We start from the raw sequence: 19,665 nt of genomic DNA, 5'->3' as shown, positions 1-19,665 counted from the left end.
GTTCACTATGGCTACAATCCATGTAGACGGTAAAGAATATGATGTGAACGGAGCGGACAACCTGCTACAGGCGTGTCTCTCTCTGGGCCTTGATATTCCTTATTTTTGCTGGCATCCGGCGCTGGGAAGCGTAGGGGCCTGCCGCCAGTGCGCGGTGAAGCAATTCCAGAATGCCGAAGATACCCGCGGTCGCCTTGTCATGTCCTGCATGACACCAGCGTCGGACGGCACCTTTATCTCCATCGACGATGGCGAAGCGAAAGAGTTTCGTGAAAGCGTGGTGGAATGGCTGATGACCAACCATCCGCACGACTGCCCGGTGTGCGAAGAGGGCGGTAACTGCCATCTGCAGGATATGACGGTAATGACCGGACACAGTTTCCGTCGTTATCGCTTCACTAAACGTACCCACCAGAATCAGGATCTCGGCCCGTTCATTTCGCATGAAATGAACCGCTGTATCGCCTGCTATCGCTGCGTGCGTTACTACAAAGATTATGCCGACGGCAAAGATCTTGGCGTTTATGGCGCTCACGACAACGTCTACTTTGGTCGTCCGGAAGATGGCACGCTGGAAAGCGAATTCTCCGGTAACCTGGTGGAAATCTGTCCGACCGGCGTATTCACTGATAAAACGCACTCCGAACGCTATAACCGTAAATGGGATATGCAGTTCGCACCAAGCATCTGTCAGCAGTGCAGCGTGGGTTGTAACACCAGCCCGGGCGAACGCTATGGCGAATTGCGTCGTATCGAAAACCGCTATAACGGCACCGTAAACCACTATTTCCTCTGCGATCGCGGTCGTTTCGGTTACGGCTACGTCAACCGCAAAGATCGTCCACGTCATCCGGTACAGCAACGCGGCAACGATTGGGTCAGCCTGAATGCTGAACAAGCGGTGAATGCGGCGGCGGATGTGTTGCGTCGGGCGAAAAAAGTCATTGGTATCGGTTCTCCGCGCGCCAGCATTGAAAGCAACTTCGCGTTACGTGAGCTGGTTGGCGCAGAAAACTTCTCAACCGGTATGCCAGCCGGTGAGCAGGCTCGCGTTGAGCTGATGCTGAAAGTCCTGCAGGACGGCGGCATCTACACGCCATCACTGCGCGAAATTGAGAGCTACGATGCGGTGCTGGTGCTGGGTGAAGATTTGACTCAGGTTGGCGCACGCGTGGCGTTGTCTGTACGTCAGGCAGTAAAAGGTAAAGCGCGTGAGATGGCTGCGGCACAGAAAGTGGCTGACTGGCAGATCGCGGCAATCCTTAACATCGGTCAGCATGCCAAACATCCGCTGTTCGTAACCAATGTTGACGAAACCCGCCTGGATGATATCGCTGCGTGGAGCTATCGCGCACCGGTGGAAGATCAGGCGCGTCTCGGCTTCGCCATCGCCAATGCGCTGGATGAAAGCGCGCCGGCAGTCAGCGGCTTCGAAAGCAAACTCAACGGCAAAGTTGACGTGGTGGTTCAGGCGCTGGCAGGTGCAAAAAAACCGCTGATTATCTCCGGTACCCATTCCGGTAGCATCGCGATGATTGAAGCTGCTGCTAACGTGGCAAAAGCCCTGAAAGCACGCGGTGCCGATGTCGGTATTACCTTCCTCGCGGGTGCGGCGAACAGCTTTGGCCTCGGCCTGATGGGCGGTCAATCGCTGGATAGCGCACTGGAACAGCTGAGTAAAGGCGAAGCCGATGCGCTGGTGGTGCTGGAAAACGATCTCTATCGTCATGCGCCGAAAGCCAACGTGGATGCGGCGCTCGATACCACCGCTAACGTGATTGTGGTCGATCATCAACGTACCGCAACGCTGGAAAAAGCCGGTTTGGTACTTTCAACCGCCAGCTTTGCGGAGAGCGATGGCACCTCAATCAACCACGAAGGCCGCGCGCAGCGCTTTTTCCAGGTTTACGATCCCGCTTATTACGATGACAGCGTAGTGATGCTGGAGAGCTGGCGCTGGTTGCGTTCGCTGCACAGCGCGGTTGAGAGCCGTCACATCGACTGGACTCAGCTGGATCACGTGATTGATGCCACCGTTGCGGCGCTGCCACAGCTGAAAGGCATCAAGGATGCCGCGCCAGACGCCAGCTTCCGTATCCGGGGCCAAAAACTGGCACGTTCACCGCACCGCAACAGTGGCCGTACTGCAATGCGCGCCAACATCAGCGTGCATGAACCGCGTCAGCCGCAAGATAAAGACACCATGTTTGCCTTCTCGATGGAAGGGAACAACCAACCCAGCGCACCGCGTTCGCAGATTCCATTTGCCTGGGCGCCGGGCTGGAATTCACCGCAGGCATGGAACAAGTTCCAGGCTGAAGTGGGCGGCAAACTGCGTCATGGCGATCCGGGCGTGCGTCTGTTTGAAGCCAGCGATCGTTCATTGCCGTGGTTCACCGCCATTCCGGATAGCTTCGTTGAAGGCAGCCAGTGGCGCGTCGCACCTTACTACCAGCTGTTTGGTAGCGAGGAGATGACACAGCGTTCAACCACCTTCCAGAAACGCATGTCCCCGGCCACGCTGGTGATTAACCCGGCTGATGCTGAGAAACTGGGTGTTAATAGCGGTGCTTCCGTTGAGCTGGTATGTGCAGGTGAAACACTGCGCTTGCCGGTACGTTTCTCTGCGTCGCTGCAAGCAGGGCAGGTTGGTTTACCGCTCGGTATGCCGGGCGTGCCGCCGTTCCTCTCAGGTGCGCAAATTGACAAACTGCAGGAGGCCGCGCAATGAGTTGGCTGACACCGGACGTTATTGAAATCCTGATCAACATCGGCAAAGCGCTGGTCATCTTGTTGGTGGTTGTCGGTTGTGGTGCCTTCATGAGTTTCGCCGAGCGTCGTCTGCTCGGCCTATGGCAGAACCGTTATGGACCAAACCGTGTTGGCTGGGGCGGTTCGCTGCAGCTGGCTGCTGACATGATCAAAATGTTCTTTAAAGAGGACTGGGTTCCGCCGTTTACCGACCGCTTCATCTTTACGCTGGCACCGGTTATCGCCTTCGTATCGCTGCTGCTGGCTTTCGCTATTGTGCCAGTTTCGCCGACCTGGATGGTCACCGACCTGAACATCGGTCTGCTGTTCTTCCTGATGATGGCGGGCCTGGCGGTGTATGCGGTGCTGTTCGCTGGCTGGTCGAGTAACAACAAATACTCACTGTTGGGTGCGATGCGTGCATCGGCGCAGACGCTGAGCTACGAAGTGTTCCTTGGTCTTTCACTGATGGGCGTGGTGGCGCAAGCCGGCTCGTTCAATATGAATGCCATTGTCGAAAGCCAGGCGCATCTGTGGAACATCATTCCTCAGTTCTTCGGCTTCCTTACCTTCTGCATCGCGGGCGTAGCGGTATGTCACCGTCATCCGTTTGACCAACCAGAAGCGGAGCAGGAACTGGCGGACGGTTACCACATCGAATACGCCGGTATGAAGTTCGGCCTGTTCTTCGTCGGTGAATACGTGGCGATCACCACCGTTTCAGCGCTGATCGTGACGCTGTTCTTCGGTGGCTGGCACGGCCCGTTCCTGCCGCCATTCATCTGGTTCGCTCTGAAAACAGCGTTCTTTATGGTGATGTTTATCCTGATTCGTGCTGCGCTGCCGCGTCCACGCTATGACCAGGTGCTGTCGTTCGGCTGGAAAGTGTGTCTGCCGTTGACGCTGTTGAACCTGCTGGCGACCGCCGCAGTGATTCTGTACACCGCGCAGTAAGGGACATTGAGATGACTTTAAAAGATATTGTCGTTGGCTTCGGCACGACAGTGCGCAGTATCTGGATGATAGGCATGCATGCCTTCGCCAAGCGCGAAACCCAAATGTATCCGGAAGAACCGGTTTATCTGCCGCCGCGTTACCGTGGCCGTATCGTGCTGACGCGCGATCCGGACGGCGCAGAGCGTTGCGTTGCCTGTAACTTATGTGCGGTAGCTTGTCCTGTCGGCTGTATCTCACTGCAGAAAGCCGAGACGCAGGATGGACGTTGGTATCCGGAGTTCTTCCGCATCAACTTCTCACGCTGCATCTTCTGCGGCCTGTGTGAAGAGGCTTGCCCAACCACCGCGATTCAGCTGACACCCGATTTCGAACTGGGTGAGTTTAAGCGTCAGGATCTGGTGTATGAGAAAGAAGACTTGCTGATTTCCGGTCCGGGTAAATATCCGGAGTACAACTTCTATCGTATGGCTGGTATGGCGATCGACGGAAAAGAGAAGGGCGAAGCGGAAAACGAAGCCAAGCCGATCGACGTCAAAGGGTTGTTACCTTAAGGAGCCAGGTATGGAATTTGCGTTTTATCTTTGCGGACTGGTGGCGGTGCTGACGACGCTGCGCGTCATCACCCACACCAATCCGGTACATGCGCTGCTGTACCTGATCGTTTCGCTGCTGTCGATTGCCGGCGTGTTCTTCTCAATGGGCGCCTACTTTGCCGGTGCACTGGAAATCATCGTCTACGCGGGTGCCATCATGGTGCTGTTCGTCTTTGTGGTGATGATGCTGAACCTCGGCAAAACTCAGCAGGATCAAGAGCGCGAGTGGCTCAAACCTTCGCTGTGGATTGGCCCGGGCATCGTCTCTTTACTGCTGCTGGCAGTGATGATTTACGCGATTAGCACGGCAACCGATCAGGGCATTGATGGCACCGTCATCGACGCGAAAGCAGTCGGTATCAGCTTGTTTGGTCCCTATGTTCTGGCGGTTGAATTGGCATCGATGCTGCTGCTCGCGGGTCTGGTCGTGGCCTTCCATATTGGACGTGAAGAGCGTCACGGCGAAGTGTTGAGCAATCGTCAAGCTGATGCGCAAGCAAATAAGGAGGATCACGCATGATCCCGTTACAACACGGCCTGATGCTGGCCGCTGTGCTGTTTGTTCTCGGCCTGACCTCCGTGGTGCTGCGTCGTAACATCCTGTTTATGCTGATTGGTCTGGAAATCATGATCAATGCCTCCGCGTTAGCGCTGGTGGTAGCAGGCAGCTATTGGGGACAAGCTGATGGTCAGGTGATGTACATCCTGGCGATCAGCCTTGCGGCGGCGGAAGCGAGTATTGGTCTGGCGCTGTTGCTCCAGCTCTATCGTCGTCGTCAGACGCTGAACATTGACACAGTGAGCGAGATGCGCGGATGAATCTTCTCTATTTAACCGTATTATTTCCGCTGATTGGCTTCCTGCTATTGGCGTTTTCACGCGGTCGCTGGTCGGAGAACCTGTCGGCAGCAATCGGTATGGGTTCTGTTGGTTTTGCCGCATTAACCACTATTTATGCCGGTTTCGACTTCTTCAATCAGGGTCAGCAGCCGTTCACTCAGGCGCTGTGGACCTGGATTCACGTCGGCAACTTTGACATTAAAGTGAATCTGGTGCTGGATGGTCTTTCTCTGACCATGCTGTCCGTCGTCACCGGCGTTGGTTTCTTCATCCACATGTTCGCTTCATGGTACATGCGTGGTGAAGAGGGTTATTCGCGCTTCTTCGCTTACACCAACCTGTTCATCGCGAGCATGGTGGTGTTGGTGCTGGCCGATAACCTGATGCTGATGTATCTCGGCTGGGAAGGCGTGGGCCTGTGCTCCTATCTGCTGATTGGCTTCTATTACAGCAATCCAGAGAACGGCAAAGCGGCGATGAAAGCCTTTATCATCACCCGTGTCGGTGATGTGTTCCTCGCTTTCGCCTTGTTCATCCTCTACAACGAACTGGGCACGCTGAACTTCCGCGAGCTGGTGGAATTGGCACCCGCGCACTTCGCTGCAGACAATCACATGCTGCAGTGGGCAACCCTGATGCTGTTGGGTGGCGCGGTTGGTAAATCGGCACAGCTGCCATTACAAACCTGGCTGGCGGATGCGATGGCCGGTCCAACTCCGGTTTCGGCACTGATTCACGCCGCGACCATGGTAACCGCCGGTGTTTATCTGATTGCACGTACCCACGGTCTGTTCCTGTTGACGCCGGAAGTGCTGCATCTGGTGGGTATCATTGGTGCGATTACTCTGGTGCTGGCAGGTTTTGCTGCGCTGGTGCAAACCGACATCAAACGCGTGCTGGCTTACTCCACCATGAGTCAGATCGGCTACATGTTCCTCGCGCTTGGCGTGCAGGCATGGGACGCGGCGATTTTCCACCTGATGACGCATGCATTCTTCAAAGCCTTGCTGTTCCTCTCTTCAGGCTCGGTCATTCTGGCCTGCCATCACGAGCAGAATATTTTCAAAATGGGCGGCCTGCGTAAGAGCATCCCGCTGGTGTATATCTGCTTCCTGGTAGGCGGTGCCGCCTTGGCTGCGCTGCCGCTGATCACCGCAGGTTTCTACAGTAAAGATGAAATCCTGTTTGGTGCGATGGCGAATGGTCACATCAATCTGATGGTGGCGGGTCTGGTGGGTGCATTCCTCACTTCGATCTACACCTTCCGCATGATCTTTATCGTGTTCCACGGTGAAGAGAAAATTCATGCTCACGCCGGTAAAGGCATTACGCATCACCTGCCGCTGATTGTTCTGATGGTGCTCTCCACCTTTATTGGTGCGCTGATCACGCCTCCTCTGGCGGGTGTTCTGCCGCAGAACGAGTTTGGTGAAGGCGGCAAAGTGATGCTGGAAATCACCTCAGGCGTGGTGGCCATTGTCGGTATCCTGATCGCAGCAGCTCTGTGGCTGGGTAAACGTCAACTGGTGACCAGTATTGCTAACAGCGCGCCGGGTCGTTTCTTCGGCACCTGGTGGTTCGCGGCCTGGGGCTTCGACTGGCTGTATGACAAGCTGTTTGTAAAACCTTATCTCGGCATTGCCTGGTTGCTGAAGCGCGATCCGCTTAACTCACTGATGAACCTGCCTGCGCTGCTGTCGCGTGTTGGTAACAAAGGTTTGGTGGTGAGCGAAAACGGTTATCTGCGCTGGTACGTGGCCTCGATGAGTGTGGGTGCCGTTGTGGTGCTGGCGCTGCTGCTGGTGATTTAAAGATTGATGAGCGGGGCGGGTTCGCTCGCCCAATTAGAATGTCAAAAATTGCCTGAAGTAAGGCAATAAAAAGGGAAGTTTGCCGTGTTATTACCTTGGCTAATTATCATACCTTTTGTCGGTGGCTTGCTCTGCTGGCTTGCGGAGCGTCTTGGCGCGAAAGTTCCGCGCTGGATTGCCATGATCACCATGGGCCTGACGCTAGCGCTTGGTCTGCAGCTGTGGTTGCAGGGAGGCTATTCACTGACGCAGGCTGCGGGCATTCCGCAATGGCAATCGACTTTCTCCGTACCGTGGATTCCGCGCTTTGGCATCAACTTCCATCTGGCAATTGATGGTCTGTCGCTGCTGATGGTGGTGCTGACCGGACTGCTCGGTTTGATGGCGGTGCTGTGTTCCTGGAACGAAATTGAGAAATATCAGGGCTTTTTCCACCTCAACCTGATGTGGATTCTCGGTGGTGTGATTGGCGTGTTCCTCTCCATCGATATGTTCCTGTTCTTCTTCTTCTGGGAAATGATGCTGGTGCCGATGTATTTCCTCATCGCACTGTGGGGCCATAAAGCATCCGACGGTAAAACGCGTATCAGCGCGGCGACCAAGTTCTTCATCTACACCCAGGCATCGGGTCTGATCATGTTGGTGGCGATTCTGGCGCTGGTCTTTGTCCATTACAACGCCACCGGCGTATGGACTTTCAGCTACGAAGAGCTGCTGAAAACTCCGATGTCGCACACCGTTGAATATCTGCTGATGCTTGGCTTCTTTATTGCCTTTGCGGTGAAAATGCCGGTGGTGCCATTACACGGTTGGTTACCCGATGCGCATAGCCAGGCACCAACTGCCGGTTCAGTTGACCTCGCAGGTATCTTGCTGAAAACTGCGGCTTACGGTTTGCTGCGCTTTAGCCTGCCGCTGTTCCCGAATGCGTCAGCAGAGTTCGCACCGATTGCCATGTGGCTGGGTATCATCGGCATCTTCTACGGTGCGTGGATGGCATTCTCACAAACTGATATCAAGCGACTGATCGCTTACACCTCTATTTCGCACATGGGCTTCGTGCTCATCGCCATCTACACTGGCAGCCAACTGGCCTTCCAGGGCGCGGTGATTCAGATGATTGCGCACGGTCTCTCTGCTGCGGCACTGTTCATTTTGTGTGGTCAGCTGTATGAGCGTCTGCATACCCGCGACCTTCGTCAGATGGGCGGCTTGTGGTCACGTATCAAATGGATTCCGGGTCTGTCACTGTTCTTCGCGGTTGCAAACCTTGGTATGCCGGGCACCGGTAACTTTGTTGGCGAATTTATGATTCTGACCGGCAGCTTCCAGGTGGTGCCGGTGATTATCGTCATTGCAACCTTTGGTCTGGTGTTTGCTTCGGTTTACTCCCTGATCATGATGCAGCGCGCTTACTTCGGCGAAGCAAAGTCGAAAGATCCGCTGCCAGGCATGTCACCGCGTGAGTTCATGACTATCGGCGTATTGGTGGTGTTGCTGGTACTGCTGGGGATTTATCCTCAGCCGATCCTCGACACATCCCATGCTGCGATGAGCAATATTCAGCAGTGGTTTACCGCTTCAATTTCAACTACAAGGCCGTAATTCGCCATGACAATAACTCCTCAACATCTGATCGCGTTACTGCCGCTGTTGATCGTCGGATTGACGGTGGTGGTGGTGATGCTGTCCATTGCGTGGCGACGCAATCACTTTGTTAATGCCACGCTGACGGTGATCGGACTTAACATTGCGCTGTTTTCTCTGTGGTTTGTAGGCCAGGCGGGAGCGATGGACGTCACGCCGCTGCTGCGCGTTGATGGCTATTCGATGTTCTACACCGCACTGGTGGTGCTGGCGAGTTTAGCCACCTGCACCTTCGCTTATCCGTGGCTGGCCGGTTTCCCGGACAACAAAGATGAGTTCTATCTGCTGGTGCTGATTGCAGCACTCGGCGGGATCGTGCTGGCGAGCGCCAATCATCTGGCAGCGCTGTTCATCGGTATCGAACTGCTGTCACTGCCGCTGTTTGGTTTGATTGGTTATGCTTTCCGCCAGAAACGTTCGCTGGAAGCGTCGCTGAAATATACCATTCTGTCGGCGGCGGCCTCATCGTTCCTGCTGTTCGGTATCGCGCTGATTTATGCTGATTCCGGCAGCCTGAGCTTTGTGCAGCTGGGCAAAAGTCTGAGCGATAGCATGATTCAGGAGCCGCTGTTGCTGCTCGGTCTGGGCATGATGATTATCGGACTGGGCTTTAAACTGTCGCTGGTTCCTTTCCACCTGTGGACGCCAGACGTTTATCAGGGTGCGCCAGCGCCGGTTTCAACCTTCCTCGCTACCGCCAGCAAGATCGCCATCTTTGGTGTGATTATGCGCCTGTTCATGTACGCGCCCGTCACTGACAGTGAAGCGGTGCGTACCGTGCTGGGCATCATTGCCTTTGCGTCGATTCTGTTCGGCAACCTGATGGCGATTTCCCAGAGCAACATCAAGCGTCTGCTTGGTTACTCCTCGATCGCACACCTTGGTTATCTGTTGGTGGCGCTGATTGCGGTGAAAACCCATCAGCTGTCGCTGGAAACCGCAGGCGTTTATCTGGCCGGTTACCTGTTCAGCAGCCTTGGCGCGTTCGGCGTAGTGAGCCTGATGTCGAGCCCATATCGCGGTCCGGATGCCGATACGCTCTATTCCTATCGTGGTCTGTTCTGGCATCGTCCGATTCTGTCTGCGGTAATGACGGTGATGATGTTGTCACTGGCGGGTATCCCAATGACGCTCGGCTTCATCGGTAAGTTCTACGTTATCGCCTCGAGTGTGAACGCACATCTGTGGTGGTTGAGTGGTGCGGTAGTAGCGGGTAGTGCGATTGGGCTTTACTACTATCTGCGTGTGACGGTGAGTCTGTATCTCAGCCCGCCGGAACTGCACAACCGCGATACGCAAGCCAATTGGGCATTTACTGCCGGCGGCGTTGTGGTGCTGATATCTGCGATTCTGGTGCTGCTGCTCGGTGTTTATCCGCAGCCGCTGATTACACTGGTGCAGATGGCTCAGCCACTGATGTAATTCAGATTTACGAAACCACTGAATCAGGCCTGCGGGCCTGATTTTTTTTGCCTGCAGTTCACGGCGTAGTGAGAGGTTGAGCACAGAGTCACCACGAGGTTTTCAGCTGCCGCTGCTGCTCACTGCGTTTGGCGTAGCCGGTGTGATATTCTCATCGGATCCCTTTTTTCGCTCAGACAAGGAAGCACCATGGAAATGCTTTGGCTTGATTGCCACCACAGTGAACTGACAGCGCAACAACTCTACACTTTGCTGGCACTGCGCAATCATGTCTTCATCGTGGAACAAAAGTGTCCTTATCAGGATATTGATGGCCAGGATCTAGCTGCCGAAAATCGCCACATTCTCGGATTTCTCGACGGTAAGCTGCTGGCCTATGCGCGCGTGTTAACGCCAGCGCTAGACTCTGCGCCGGTAATGATTGGTCGTGTGATTGTTTCTGAAGAAGCACGCGGTTTGAAGCTGGGCTATCGCTTAATGGAGAAGGCGCTGGAGAGCTGTGAAAAGTATTGGTCGCAGCGCGCTATTTATCTCTCTGCGCAGGCACATCTGGAAGGGTTCTACGGTCGTCTGGGCTTTAAAGCGGTGACTGAAGTCTACATGGAAGATGACATTCCGCACATCGGCATGCAGAAAGCATAACGGCGAGGATTGCTCCTCGCCGTTAATCATCAGCCTGGCGTCATCTGCCGGTCATCAACGTATTTACGTTGATCTGGCGGCGGCGGGAAGTACTGATAGAGCCAGGTTTCACTCAGCGTTTCATCTTTGGTACGCAGGAACAGGCGCATATCAACCGGTTTGGTCGAGTCGCTGTTTGGATACCAGTCAAACAGAATGCGGTAACCGTTGAGTGGCTCGACGTAGAGAATCTCAACCTGCTTGAATGTGCCTTCTGAAACGGTAATCACCGGCTCAATACCTTTCGGCGCTGCGGCTTTCAGATCGCCACCAACAAAATCAATGGCAAAGCGACGTGACCAGGTATCCGGGAAGTGTTCGCCTGGCGCCCAACCTTCCGGGAATCCGCCGATACCGGTGCGCGTGGCATCGACACGCGCCAAACCACTGCGCACTGGTGGCAACTGGCTCCAGTAGAGTTTGTACTGGAAGCTGAACTCGCTACCGGCTTTCACCGGTTCTGACGGCTGCCAGAAGCACACCACGTTATCCAGCGTTTCCCCGGTGGTAGGAATCTCCATCACGTTAATGGCGCCTTTGCCCCATTTACCAATCGGTTCTACCCACAGGCTTGGACGTTTGTCGTACCAGCCAATCACATCCTGATAATTTTTGAAGTCATGATCGAGCTGCAACAGGCCAAAACCCCGCGGGTTTTCGTCCTGATAGGCGTTGAACTGCAAACGCTGCGGGTTGTTCAGCGGACGTGCAATCCATTCGCCTTCACCGGTCCACATCGCCAGACGATCGGAGTCGTGGATTTGTGGATGGTAAGTGTTGCACATGCGGCGCTCGTTGGTGCCACAACTGAACATGCTGGTCATTGGCGCAATGCCAAGCTGGCGGATGTCGTTACGTGCAAACAGATGGTTTTCCACCTCCATCACGACGCGTTTCTCCTCGCAGTGAATGGTGAACTTGTAGGCACCGGTGACGCTCGCGCCATCCAGCAGGGCGTAGACCACGAAAGTAGTGTCATCCGCTTTTGGTGTTTCGAACCAGAACGCGGTGAAGTCCGGGAACTCTTCTTTGCCGTTGCTGAAGGTGTTGACTGCCACGCCGCGCGCGGAGAGGCCGTACTGGAAGGTTTCATCAACCGCACGGAAATAGCTGGCGCCAAGGAAAGAGACGATATCGCGGCGCGCCAGTTCAGGTTTCTTAAACGCACGGAAACCGGCAAAGCCGAGATCGGTTTTACCAACCAGCTGCCTGGTATCAACGTTGGCGTTGTGATAATTGAACAGCTCCGGACGGAAGTGGATCTCACGCGCTTCACGGCTCTGCGCATCGACTGAGAACATGCGGATGCGGCGCTTGAAGCCCATACCGACGTGGAAGAATTGCACGTCCAGCTGACGATCGGGGATGTTATTCCACAGCGAGTGGTTAGCGTCGTACTGAATTTCGTTATAGGCCTGCGGAGTGAGATTGGCCAGGGTGTCGGGCAAGGGGCCGGGGGCGCCGCCCCAGGGCTGTTTTGCAAGCGCGGAGGCTTTCTTTTTCAGTGAGTCGAAATCGAAGCGAACCGCGGTACCGTCGGCGATACCATCATCGGCCCAGGCGGATTGTGCAAACAGCGTGGAGAGACCCGTCATGCCGCTAACAGCGGAGAGGGCCATGGACGCTTTCATAAATTTTCTACGATTCATGCCGGAAATCTAATCCTTAGCTGCTCGGGTGTATTTTGACTCTCGTAAGACGAGAAGCGTCTGACTACAGGGAGTTACGACAGTCGTGAAAATAAATAATTCAGTCTGCGGAAAATTTATCAGATTAATCAAATAAGCGAAGCAGAATTCGTGTAGCGGCAGCGTACATGACACAACTTTGCACTGTGGTGGATGAAACTTGGTGAAAACCTTGCAGTCGCCATCCAGCAAATCTGCAATTTATGACTATAGTTAAACCACAACGAGCAAGGAACATGGAGGAACTACATAGTGTCATCTTCAGATCAATTTGAAACGCACCTTGACGACGACCTGGCGCTGCTAACGGAAACGCTGGAAGAAGTGTTACGCGCATCAGGCGATCCGGCCGATCAAAAATATATCGAGCTGAAACTCAAAGCTGAACAAGCGTTGGAAGACGTGAAATCGCGCGTTAGCCAGGCGTCAGACAGCTATTACTATCGTGCCAAGAATGCGGCCTATCGCGCCGATGATTATGTGCATGAAAAACCGTGGCAGGGGATTGGCATTGGTGCCGCCGCTGGCCTGTTTGTCGGTTTACTGCTGGCTCGACGATAAGTTCCAACGGGCGCGACACGCTTCGCGCCCGCTTCCTGATTTCCTCGCCGCTTTTCCCTTTAAATCCCTGTTTCGCATCATCCGCGATTGTGTTTCGCCTGCACGCTTCCTACAGTAAAGCGACAGGGAAAAGGAGAACGCAACGTGATACGTGTAGAAATGCTCTCAACGGGCGATGAAGTGTTACATGGGCAGATTGTCGATACCAACGCCGCGTGGCTGGCCAATGTGCTGTTCCAGCACGGTTTGCCGATGACCAGCCGTAGCACCGTCGGTGATGCAATGACCTCGCTGGTGGAGGCGCTGCAGAGCCGCAGCCAGATTGCTGACGTGCTAATCGTGAATGGCGGTTTAGGACCTACCAGTGACGATCTCAGCGCGCAGGCCGCAGCCATTGCCAGCGGCAGCGAGTTAGTTATCCAGCAACCCTGGCTGGAAAAAATGGAAGCCTGGTTCGCCAGCCGCGGACGTGTGATGGCACCGAGCAACCGCAAGCAGGCAGAAATCCCCGCCATAGCTGAGATGCTCGATAATCCGGTCGGCACCGCATGCGGCTTCGCGCTGCAGCTCAATCGCTGCTGGATTTTCTTCACCCCTGGCGTGCCGTCGGAATTTAAAGTGATGGTTGAGCAGGAGATTATTCCGCGCCTCAAAGCACGCTTTGAACTGCCTGAGCCACCATTGTGTTTGCGCCTCACCACCTTTGGACGTGGGGAAAGTGACATTGCCGCCGAGCTGGAGCCGCTCCCGCTGCCGGAAGGCGTAGTGATGGGCTATCGCTCATCGATGCCGATTATTGAAATCAAACTCACCGGACCCGCCAGCCAGCGCGTGGCGATGGAGCAAGTGTGGCAGCAGGTAAAACTGTTGCTGGCTGAATGCACCATCTTTGAGGGCACCGAAGGTTTACCGGCGCTGCTGGCGCGCGAGTTGCAGCAGCGTGGCTTCCATTTGGCGCTGAGCGAGCAGTTCACCGCCGGCTTACTTAACTGGCAGCTGGCCGCTGCGGACGTGGCGCTCAGCAAAGCAGAGATTCTGCCGCCGCAGGATGAAGATCTGGAAGCGCAGGTTGCGCGCACGCGTGACTGGGCGAAACAGCAGGGCGTGGCGCTGGCGTTGTCGGTGGGAAATTTAGTAGAAGGCGAAGTATCGATTGCATTGCATACGCCGGAAGCCAGCTGGGGCCAACGCGTAAAGTTCACTCATGGACGTCATAACGTGGAAACGCGGCAGAAAGTGGTGGCAATGATGGCGATGAACATGTTGCGTCGCTGGCTACACGGCAGTGAAGTCAGCACCGGTCACGGTTGGATTGATGTGCTGGAAACGGTGAAACGCTGATTGATCACCAGGTCGCCATAAATGGCGGCCTGGTCAATCACAGCTCGATCTCAATCTCCCCTTTGGCGCGACAGCAGCACGGCAAAATCTCGCCTTGCTGCACGAACGCCAACGGGGTTTCGGCATAATCCACTTCGCCTTTTAGCAAACGCATGCGGCAAGAGCCGCAGTAGCCTTCGCGACACTGAAACTCAACGCACAGATTATTAGCTTCCAGCGTCGCCAGCAGATTGGGGTGATCTTCTGCGCACTCCAGCCGGGAGCCGGAGCTACGCAGAATAACAACAGAGCGGCTCATGCTTACAGCTGGAAGCCGTCGAAATCGTCTTCGCCCACTTCAGAATCAATCTGACCGACCAAATACGAGCTCACTTCAACTTCCTGCGGTGCAACCTGTACGTTGTCCGACACCAGCCACGAGTTGATCCATGGAATGGGGTTGGAACGCGTCTGGAACGGCAGATCGAGACCCACCGCCTGCATACGGATGTTGGTGATGTACTCGATATACTGGCACAGAATGTCTTTGTTCAGGCCAATCATCGAGCCGCCGCTGAACAGGTATTCTGCCCACTCCTTTTCCTGCTCGGCTGCCTTCTTGAACAGATCGAAGCATTCATCACGACACTCCGCGGCGATGGCTTTCATCTCTGGATCGTCTTCACCGGTGCGCAGCAGGTTCAGCATATGCTGGGTGCCGGTCAGATGCAGCGCTTCATCGCGTGCAATCAGCTTGATGATTTTGGCATTGCCTTCCATCAGCTCGCGCTCGGCGAAAGCAAATGAACAGGCGAAGCTAACGTAGAAGCGAATGGCTTCCAGCGCGTTGACGCTCATCAGGCAGATATAGAGCTGCTTTTTAAGATCGCGCAGGTTAACGGTAACGGTTTTACCGTTGACCTGATGCGTACCTTCACCCAGCAGATGCCAGTAACTGGTCATCTCGATCAGGTCATCGTAGTACTTCGAGATATCTTCGGCGCGCGCCAGAATCTGCTCGTTGGTGACGATATCGTCAAACACCACCGCCGGATCGTTAACGATGTTACGGATGATGTGCGTGTAGGAGCGCGAGTGAATGGTCTCGGAGAACGCCCAGGTTTCAATCCAGGTTTCCAGCTCAGGGATGGAAATCAGCGGCAGCAGCGCCACGTTCGGGCTACGACCCTGAATCGAGTCCAGCAGCGTTTGATACTTCAGGTTGCTGATGAAGATGTGCTTTTCATGCTCCGGCAGCGCCTGGTAATCGATGCGATCGCGCGAGACGTCCACTTCTTCCGGACGCCAGAAGAAGGAGAGCTGCTTCTCAATCAGCTTTTCAAAGATGTCATATTTCTGCTGATCGAAACGGGCAACGTTGACGGACTGGCCAAAGAACATCGGCTCTTTCAGCTGGTCATTTTTGTTCTGCGAGAATGTGGTGTAAGCCATTTTGAGTCCAAATGTGAAGAGGGCCGACCAATGTCGGCCCTGACAAGATGAGATTAGATCTTACATGCGCCGCTTTCGCAGCCATCATCCTGAATGGAAGGTGCCAGATCGTCCTGTGCATCTTCCGCACCGTCGCGGGTGTTTTGATAATACAGGGTTTTCACGCCGAACTTGTACGCGGTCAGCAGGTCTTTCAGCAGCTGTTTCATCGGCACTTTGCCATTCGCAAAGCGGCTCGGATCGTAGTTGGTGTTCGACGAAATCGCCTGATCGATGAACTTCTGCATCACGCCAACCAGCTGCAGATAACCGTCGTTGGACGGCATTTCCCACAGCAGTTCATACAGATCTTTCAGACGCTCATACTCTGGCACCACCTGACGCAGAATGCCGTCTTTCGATGCTTTGATGCTGATGTGTCCGCGCGGCGGCTCAATACCGTTGGTGGCGTTCGAAATCTGCGAAGAGGTTTCAGACGGCATCAGCGCAGAGAGCGTTGAGTTGCGCAGACCGTGCGTGGTGATTGACTCACGCAGGCCTTCCCAATCCAGATGCAGCGGCTCGTTGCACACTGCGTCGAGATCCTTTTTATAGGTATCGATCGGCAGAATGCCCTGCGAGTAAGTGGTCTCTTTAAACCACGGGCACGCACCTTGCTCTTTCGCCAATTCGTTCGAGGCTTTCAGCAGGTAGTACTGAATGGCTTCGAAGGTTTTGTGCGTCAGATTGTTGGCGCTGCCATCAGAGTAACGCACGCCGTTTTTCGCCAGGTAGTATGCGTAGTTGATCACGCCGATACCCAGCGTACGACGGCCCATGGCGCCGCGTTGTGCTGCCGGAATGGGGTAATCCTGATAATCCAGCAGTGCATCAAGCGCACGCACCGCAAGGGTGGCCAGCTCTTCCAGATCGTCAAGGCTGTTAATCGCGCCCAGGTTAAAGGCAGACAGCGTACACAGGGCGATTTCGCCGCTTTCGTCATTGACGTCGTTCAGCGGTTTGGTCGGCAGTGCGATCTCGAGGCACAGATTCGACTGACGAACTGGCGCGATGCTTGGATCGAACGGGCTGTGCGTGTTGCAGTGATCGACGTTCTGAATGTAGATACGGCCAGTTGACGCACGCTCCTGCATCATCAGTGAGAACAGCTCAACGGCTTTCACGCGCTGTTTGCGGATGCTGTCGTCTTTCTCGTATTTGGTGTACAGACGCTCGAACTCGTCCTGATTGGCGAAGAACGCATCGTACAGGCCAGGCACGTCAGACGGGCTGAACAGCGTGATGTCTTCACCTTTCAGCAGGCGGGTGTACATCAGTTTGTTGATCTGTACGCCGTAATCCATGTGACGCACGCGGTTGCCTTCAACACCGCGGTTGTTTTTCAGCACCAGCAGGCTTTCAACTTCCAGATGCCACATTGGGTAGAACAGCGTCGCTGCGCCGCCACGTACGCCGCCTTGTGAGCAGGACTTCACGGCAGTCTGGAAATGTTTGTAGAACGGAATACAACCGGTGTGGAACGCTTCGCCACCGCGAATCGGGCTACCCAGCGCACGAATGCGGCCGGCGTTGATGCCGATACCGGCGCGCTGAGAAACGTATTTCACAATGGCGCTAGAGGTGGCGTTGATAGAGTCGAGGCTGTCGCCGCACTCGATCAGTACGCAAGAGCTGAACTGACGCGTTGGGGTGCGCACGCCGGACATGATTGGCGTTGGCAGTGAGATCTTAAAGGTTGAGATCGCATCGTAGAAGCGCTTCACGTAATCCATACGGGTTTCGCGCGGATAGCCAGAGAACAGGCATGCCGCCACCAGAATGTAGAGGAACTGGGCGCTTTCGTAGATTTCGCCGCTGACGCGGTTCTGCACCAGATATTTCCCTTCCAGCTGCTTAACCGCTGCGTAGGAGAAATTCATGTCGCGCCAATGGTCGATAAACGCGTCCATCTGCTCGAACTCTTCGGTGCTGTAATCTTCCAGCAGATGGCGGTCGTATTTGCCCATCTCAACCATTTTCACCACCTGATCGTACAGCTTCGGCGGCTCAAACTGGCCGTAGGCTTTTTTACGCAGGTGGAAGATAGCCAGACGCGCAGCCAGGTATTGGTAATCCGGCGCATCACGCGAGATCAGGTCTGCGGCAGCCTTGATGATGGTCTCATGAATGTCAGAAGTTCTGATGCCATCGTAGAACTGAATGTGTGAGCGCAGTTCAACCTGTGAAACTGAAACATTGTTCAGCCCTTCGGCTGCCCAATCCAGTACACGATGAATTTTGTCGAGATCAATGCGCTCCTGGCGGCCATCGCGTTTAGTAACGAGCAGACTTTGGTTCATGTCGCGTTTTTACCTGTCCATGCATGAATGACGTATTTATCCCCCATGTATGCACAAGGTTTATGCACAAGCCGCTCGTTGTGAGTAAGCCTGTGGATAAACACTATATATAGGGGGTGCGGGAAGTTTGAACAACAATATGGTGAGTATTCTAGTCAGCAATCTCTTCTTAACAAGAGTTGATTTTCACTAAAAAATCGTCATCACCGGCTGGCTAAAATCCTGGATCCGCATGCCGCAAGGCCTGCACTTAGTGTCAACCGCTCAGCACTTTTTTTTCACTTTATGATCGGACGCGTGTTTCTTGCTCAACCACCGCGCTTCAGGAATTTTCTTAGACAAAAAAAGCCCCGACAAGGCCGCCAGCAGCGAACTTATCTAAAAGTGCTTATGAATTTTTTGTGACTTGCTTAGCCTATAAAAAAGGCTGGTACGCGTCTAAAAGGAAATTGATCTGGATAGGGCCAAAATTAGGGGATAAGAGGTCGCCATGAATGACGTAATGTTTGTTAGTTAAGCCAACGACGAGTGCGCTGGCCGGGGCCACTTTTGGGCCGGCGGTCCTCGCGCCGCTAGCGCAGTACCTTCACTTCGTTCGTCTGCCTGACGGACCGGCGGAGACGGGACTTCCATGTCCCGGCTCCGCCTTTCGCCCGCGTCCTGCGGGCTCTCCTGGCTTCCTCGCTTCGTTCAGCGCTGCGGATTGCCGGACCAAAAGTGGCCCCGGCCTGCTCGTAAGCTCCAGTGCGTGTTGTTGAAAAGGGCTCATTTGCCCGTGAAGCAGATGTGCAAGGGCCCGCACGTATGATGAACGTACTTTCTGAAATCTAAGCTGGCAGTCATCACTCCTGACGATGCGTATGAATCATGTAGTTCACATCGACACCGCGACCCAGACGGAACTGGTTGGTCAGCGGATTGTAGTGCAGGCCAATCATATTTCTTTCACGCAGCGGGGTTTCATCCACCCAGTTCAGCAACTCGGCGGGACGGATGAATTTCTTCACGTCGTGCGTCCCGCGCGGCACCATGCGCAGCACATACTCGGCACCAAATACCGCCAGCAGCCAGGCTTTTGGATTGCGGTTGATGGTGGAGAAAAACACTTCGCCGCCGGGCTTCACCAGCTGCGCGCAGGCTAAGACTACCGAGCGCGGATCCGGCACATGCTCCAGCATCTCCATGCAGGTCACCACATCATAATGCCCGGGGTGACTTGCGGCGTGATCTTCCACGGTTTGCTGCACGTAGTTAACGCTAACGCCGCTCTCAAGCGCATGCAGACGCGCCACTTCCAGCGGCTCAGCGCCCATATCCAGGCCGGTAACCTCAGCGCCTTCACGCGCCATGCTCTCCGCCAGAATGCCGCCGCCGCAGCCGACATCGAGCACTTTCTTGCCGAACAGGCCATTACTATGCTGCGCTATCCAGCCAAGTCGCAGGGGGTTAATACGGTGCAACGGCTTAAATTCACCCTCTAAATCCCACCAGCGGGATGCCACGGCCTCAAACTTGGCGATCTCGGCGTGGTCGACGTTCTGGCGGCTTTCCTGCGGTTGTTCACTCATTGAATCATCACTCCAGACAAAATATTCCCTCAGTA

16 protein-coding genes are annotated in these 19,665 nt (G+C 54.8%); 11 read left to right on the top strand and 5 right to left on the bottom strand.

Going from position 1 to position 19,665, the window contains the following annotated elements:
- The first annotated feature begins 7 nt into the window (after positions 1-7).
- The 9 genes from nuoG (at position 8) to AAF463_RS13315 (ending at position 10,663) form a co-directional block, all read left to right on the top strand.
- Positions 8-2,731 carry an NADH-quinone oxidoreductase subunit NuoG gene (gene nuoG, locus AAF463_RS13355; protein WP_350260930.1) on the top strand — a complete coding sequence of 908 codons (2,724 nt, stop codon included), beginning with the start codon at positions 8-10 and terminating at the stop codon, positions 2,729-2,731.
- Positions 2,728-3,705, top strand: a complete 978-nt coding sequence (gene nuoH / locus AAF463_RS13350) for an NADH-quinone oxidoreductase subunit NuoH (protein WP_008105140.1) — start codon at positions 2,728-2,730, stop codon at positions 3,703-3,705. Before nuoG ends, nuoH begins: the two co-directional genes overlap by 4 nt.
- An 11-nt stretch (positions 3,706-3,716) precedes the next feature.
- Positions 3,717-4,259 (top strand): NADH-quinone oxidoreductase subunit NuoI, encoded by a 543-nt coding sequence (gene nuoI / locus AAF463_RS13345; RefSeq protein ID WP_007889332.1) that lies wholly within the window; start codon positions 3,717-3,719, stop codon positions 4,257-4,259.
- A 10-nt stretch (positions 4,260-4,269) separates the two neighbouring features.
- Positions 4,270-4,821 (top strand): NADH-quinone oxidoreductase subunit J, encoded by a 552-nt coding sequence (gene nuoJ / locus AAF463_RS13340; protein ID WP_008105138.1) that lies wholly within the window; start codon positions 4,270-4,272, stop codon positions 4,819-4,821.
- Positions 4,818-5,120, top strand: coding sequence for an NADH-quinone oxidoreductase subunit NuoK (gene nuoK, locus AAF463_RS13335; protein ID WP_007889334.1), 303 nt, complete (start codon positions 4,818-4,820; stop codon positions 5,118-5,120). Before nuoJ ends, nuoK begins: the two co-directional genes overlap by 4 nt.
- Entirely contained in the window at positions 5,117-6,952 is a 1,836-nt protein-coding gene (nuoL, locus tag AAF463_RS13330) for an NADH-quinone oxidoreductase subunit L (protein WP_350260929.1), read from the top strand. Before nuoK ends, nuoL begins: the two co-directional genes overlap by 4 nt.
- Before the next feature lie 84 nt (positions 6,953-7,036).
- Positions 7,037-8,557 (top strand): NADH-quinone oxidoreductase subunit M, encoded by a 1,521-nt coding sequence (gene nuoM / locus AAF463_RS13325; protein WP_101763660.1) that lies wholly within the window; start codon positions 7,037-7,039, stop codon positions 8,555-8,557.
- A gap of 6 nt (positions 8,558-8,563) precedes the next feature.
- Positions 8,564-10,021: an NADH-quinone oxidoreductase subunit NuoN gene (gene nuoN / locus AAF463_RS13320; RefSeq protein ID WP_008105131.1), complete on the top strand. Its 1,458-nt coding sequence runs from the start codon at positions 8,564-8,566 to the stop codon at positions 10,019-10,021.
- A gap of 189 nt (positions 10,022-10,210) precedes the next feature.
- Positions 10,211-10,663: a GNAT family N-acetyltransferase gene (locus AAF463_RS13315; protein WP_350260928.1), complete on the top strand. Its 453-nt coding sequence runs from the start codon at positions 10,211-10,213 to the stop codon at positions 10,661-10,663.
- Positions 10,664-10,692: 29 nt separating this feature from the next.
- On the opposite strand, the gene AAF463_RS13310 is transcribed toward AAF463_RS13315, so the two are convergent.
- Entirely contained in the window at positions 10,693-12,351 is a 1,659-nt protein-coding gene (locus tag AAF463_RS13310) for a glucan biosynthesis protein (RefSeq protein ID WP_101763662.1), read from the bottom strand.
- A gap of 291 nt (positions 12,352-12,642) precedes the next feature.
- On the opposite strand from AAF463_RS13310, the gene elaB reads away from it, so the two are divergent.
- Complete coding sequence (gene elaB, locus AAF463_RS13305; protein ID WP_008105125.1) at positions 12,643-12,951, top strand: stress response protein ElaB; 309 nt, start codon at positions 12,643-12,645, stop codon at positions 12,949-12,951.
- Positions 12,952-13,095: 144 nt separating this feature from the next.
- Positions 13,096-14,292, top strand: a complete 1,197-nt coding sequence (locus AAF463_RS13300; protein ID WP_350260927.1) for a nicotinamide mononucleotide deamidase-related protein YfaY — start codon at positions 13,096-13,098, stop codon at positions 14,290-14,292.
- A gap of 37 nt (positions 14,293-14,329) precedes the next feature.
- Here AAF463_RS13300 and yfaE read toward each other — a convergent pair whose 3' ends face one another.
- The 4 genes from yfaE to ubiG all read right to left on the bottom strand — a co-directional run bounded on the left by yfaE (position 14,330) and on the right by ubiG (position 19,630).
- On the bottom strand, positions 14,330-14,590 hold the full coding sequence (gene yfaE, locus AAF463_RS13295) for a class I ribonucleotide reductase maintenance protein YfaE (RefSeq protein ID WP_061717835.1): 261 nt from the start codon (positions 14,588-14,590) through the stop codon (positions 14,330-14,332).
- Positions 14,591-14,592: 2 nt separating this feature from the next.
- A complete protein-coding gene (gene nrdB / locus AAF463_RS13290; RefSeq protein ID WP_101763665.1) occupies positions 14,593-15,723 on the bottom strand; it encodes a class Ia ribonucleoside-diphosphate reductase subunit beta in 1,131 nt (376 codons plus the stop codon).
- Between the two features lie 53 nt (positions 15,724-15,776).
- The gene (nrdA, locus tag AAF463_RS13285) at positions 15,777-18,062 is read right to left on the bottom strand and encodes a class 1a ribonucleoside-diphosphate reductase subunit alpha (RefSeq protein WP_350260926.1); all 2,286 of its coding nucleotides are present in this window, start codon (positions 18,060-18,062) and stop codon (positions 15,777-15,779) included.
- A gap of 842 nt (positions 18,063-18,904) precedes the next feature.
- Positions 18,905-19,630 carry a bifunctional 2-polyprenyl-6-hydroxyphenol methylase/3-demethylubiquinol 3-O-methyltransferase UbiG gene (ubiG, locus tag AAF463_RS13280; protein ID WP_110866579.1) on the bottom strand — a complete coding sequence of 242 codons (726 nt, stop codon included), beginning with the start codon at positions 19,628-19,630 and terminating at the stop codon, positions 18,905-18,907.
- Between the last annotated feature and the right edge of the window lie 35 nt (positions 19,631-19,665).

Origin of the sequence: Pantoea sp. BJ2, assembly GCF_040255075.1 — a bacterium.
Lineage (GTDB): Bacteria > Pseudomonadota > Gammaproteobacteria > Enterobacterales > Enterobacteriaceae > Pantoea > Pantoea leporis.
The sequence above is the reverse complement of the archived record's forward strand: the minus strand, read 5'-3'. Positions and strand labels throughout refer to the sequence as shown.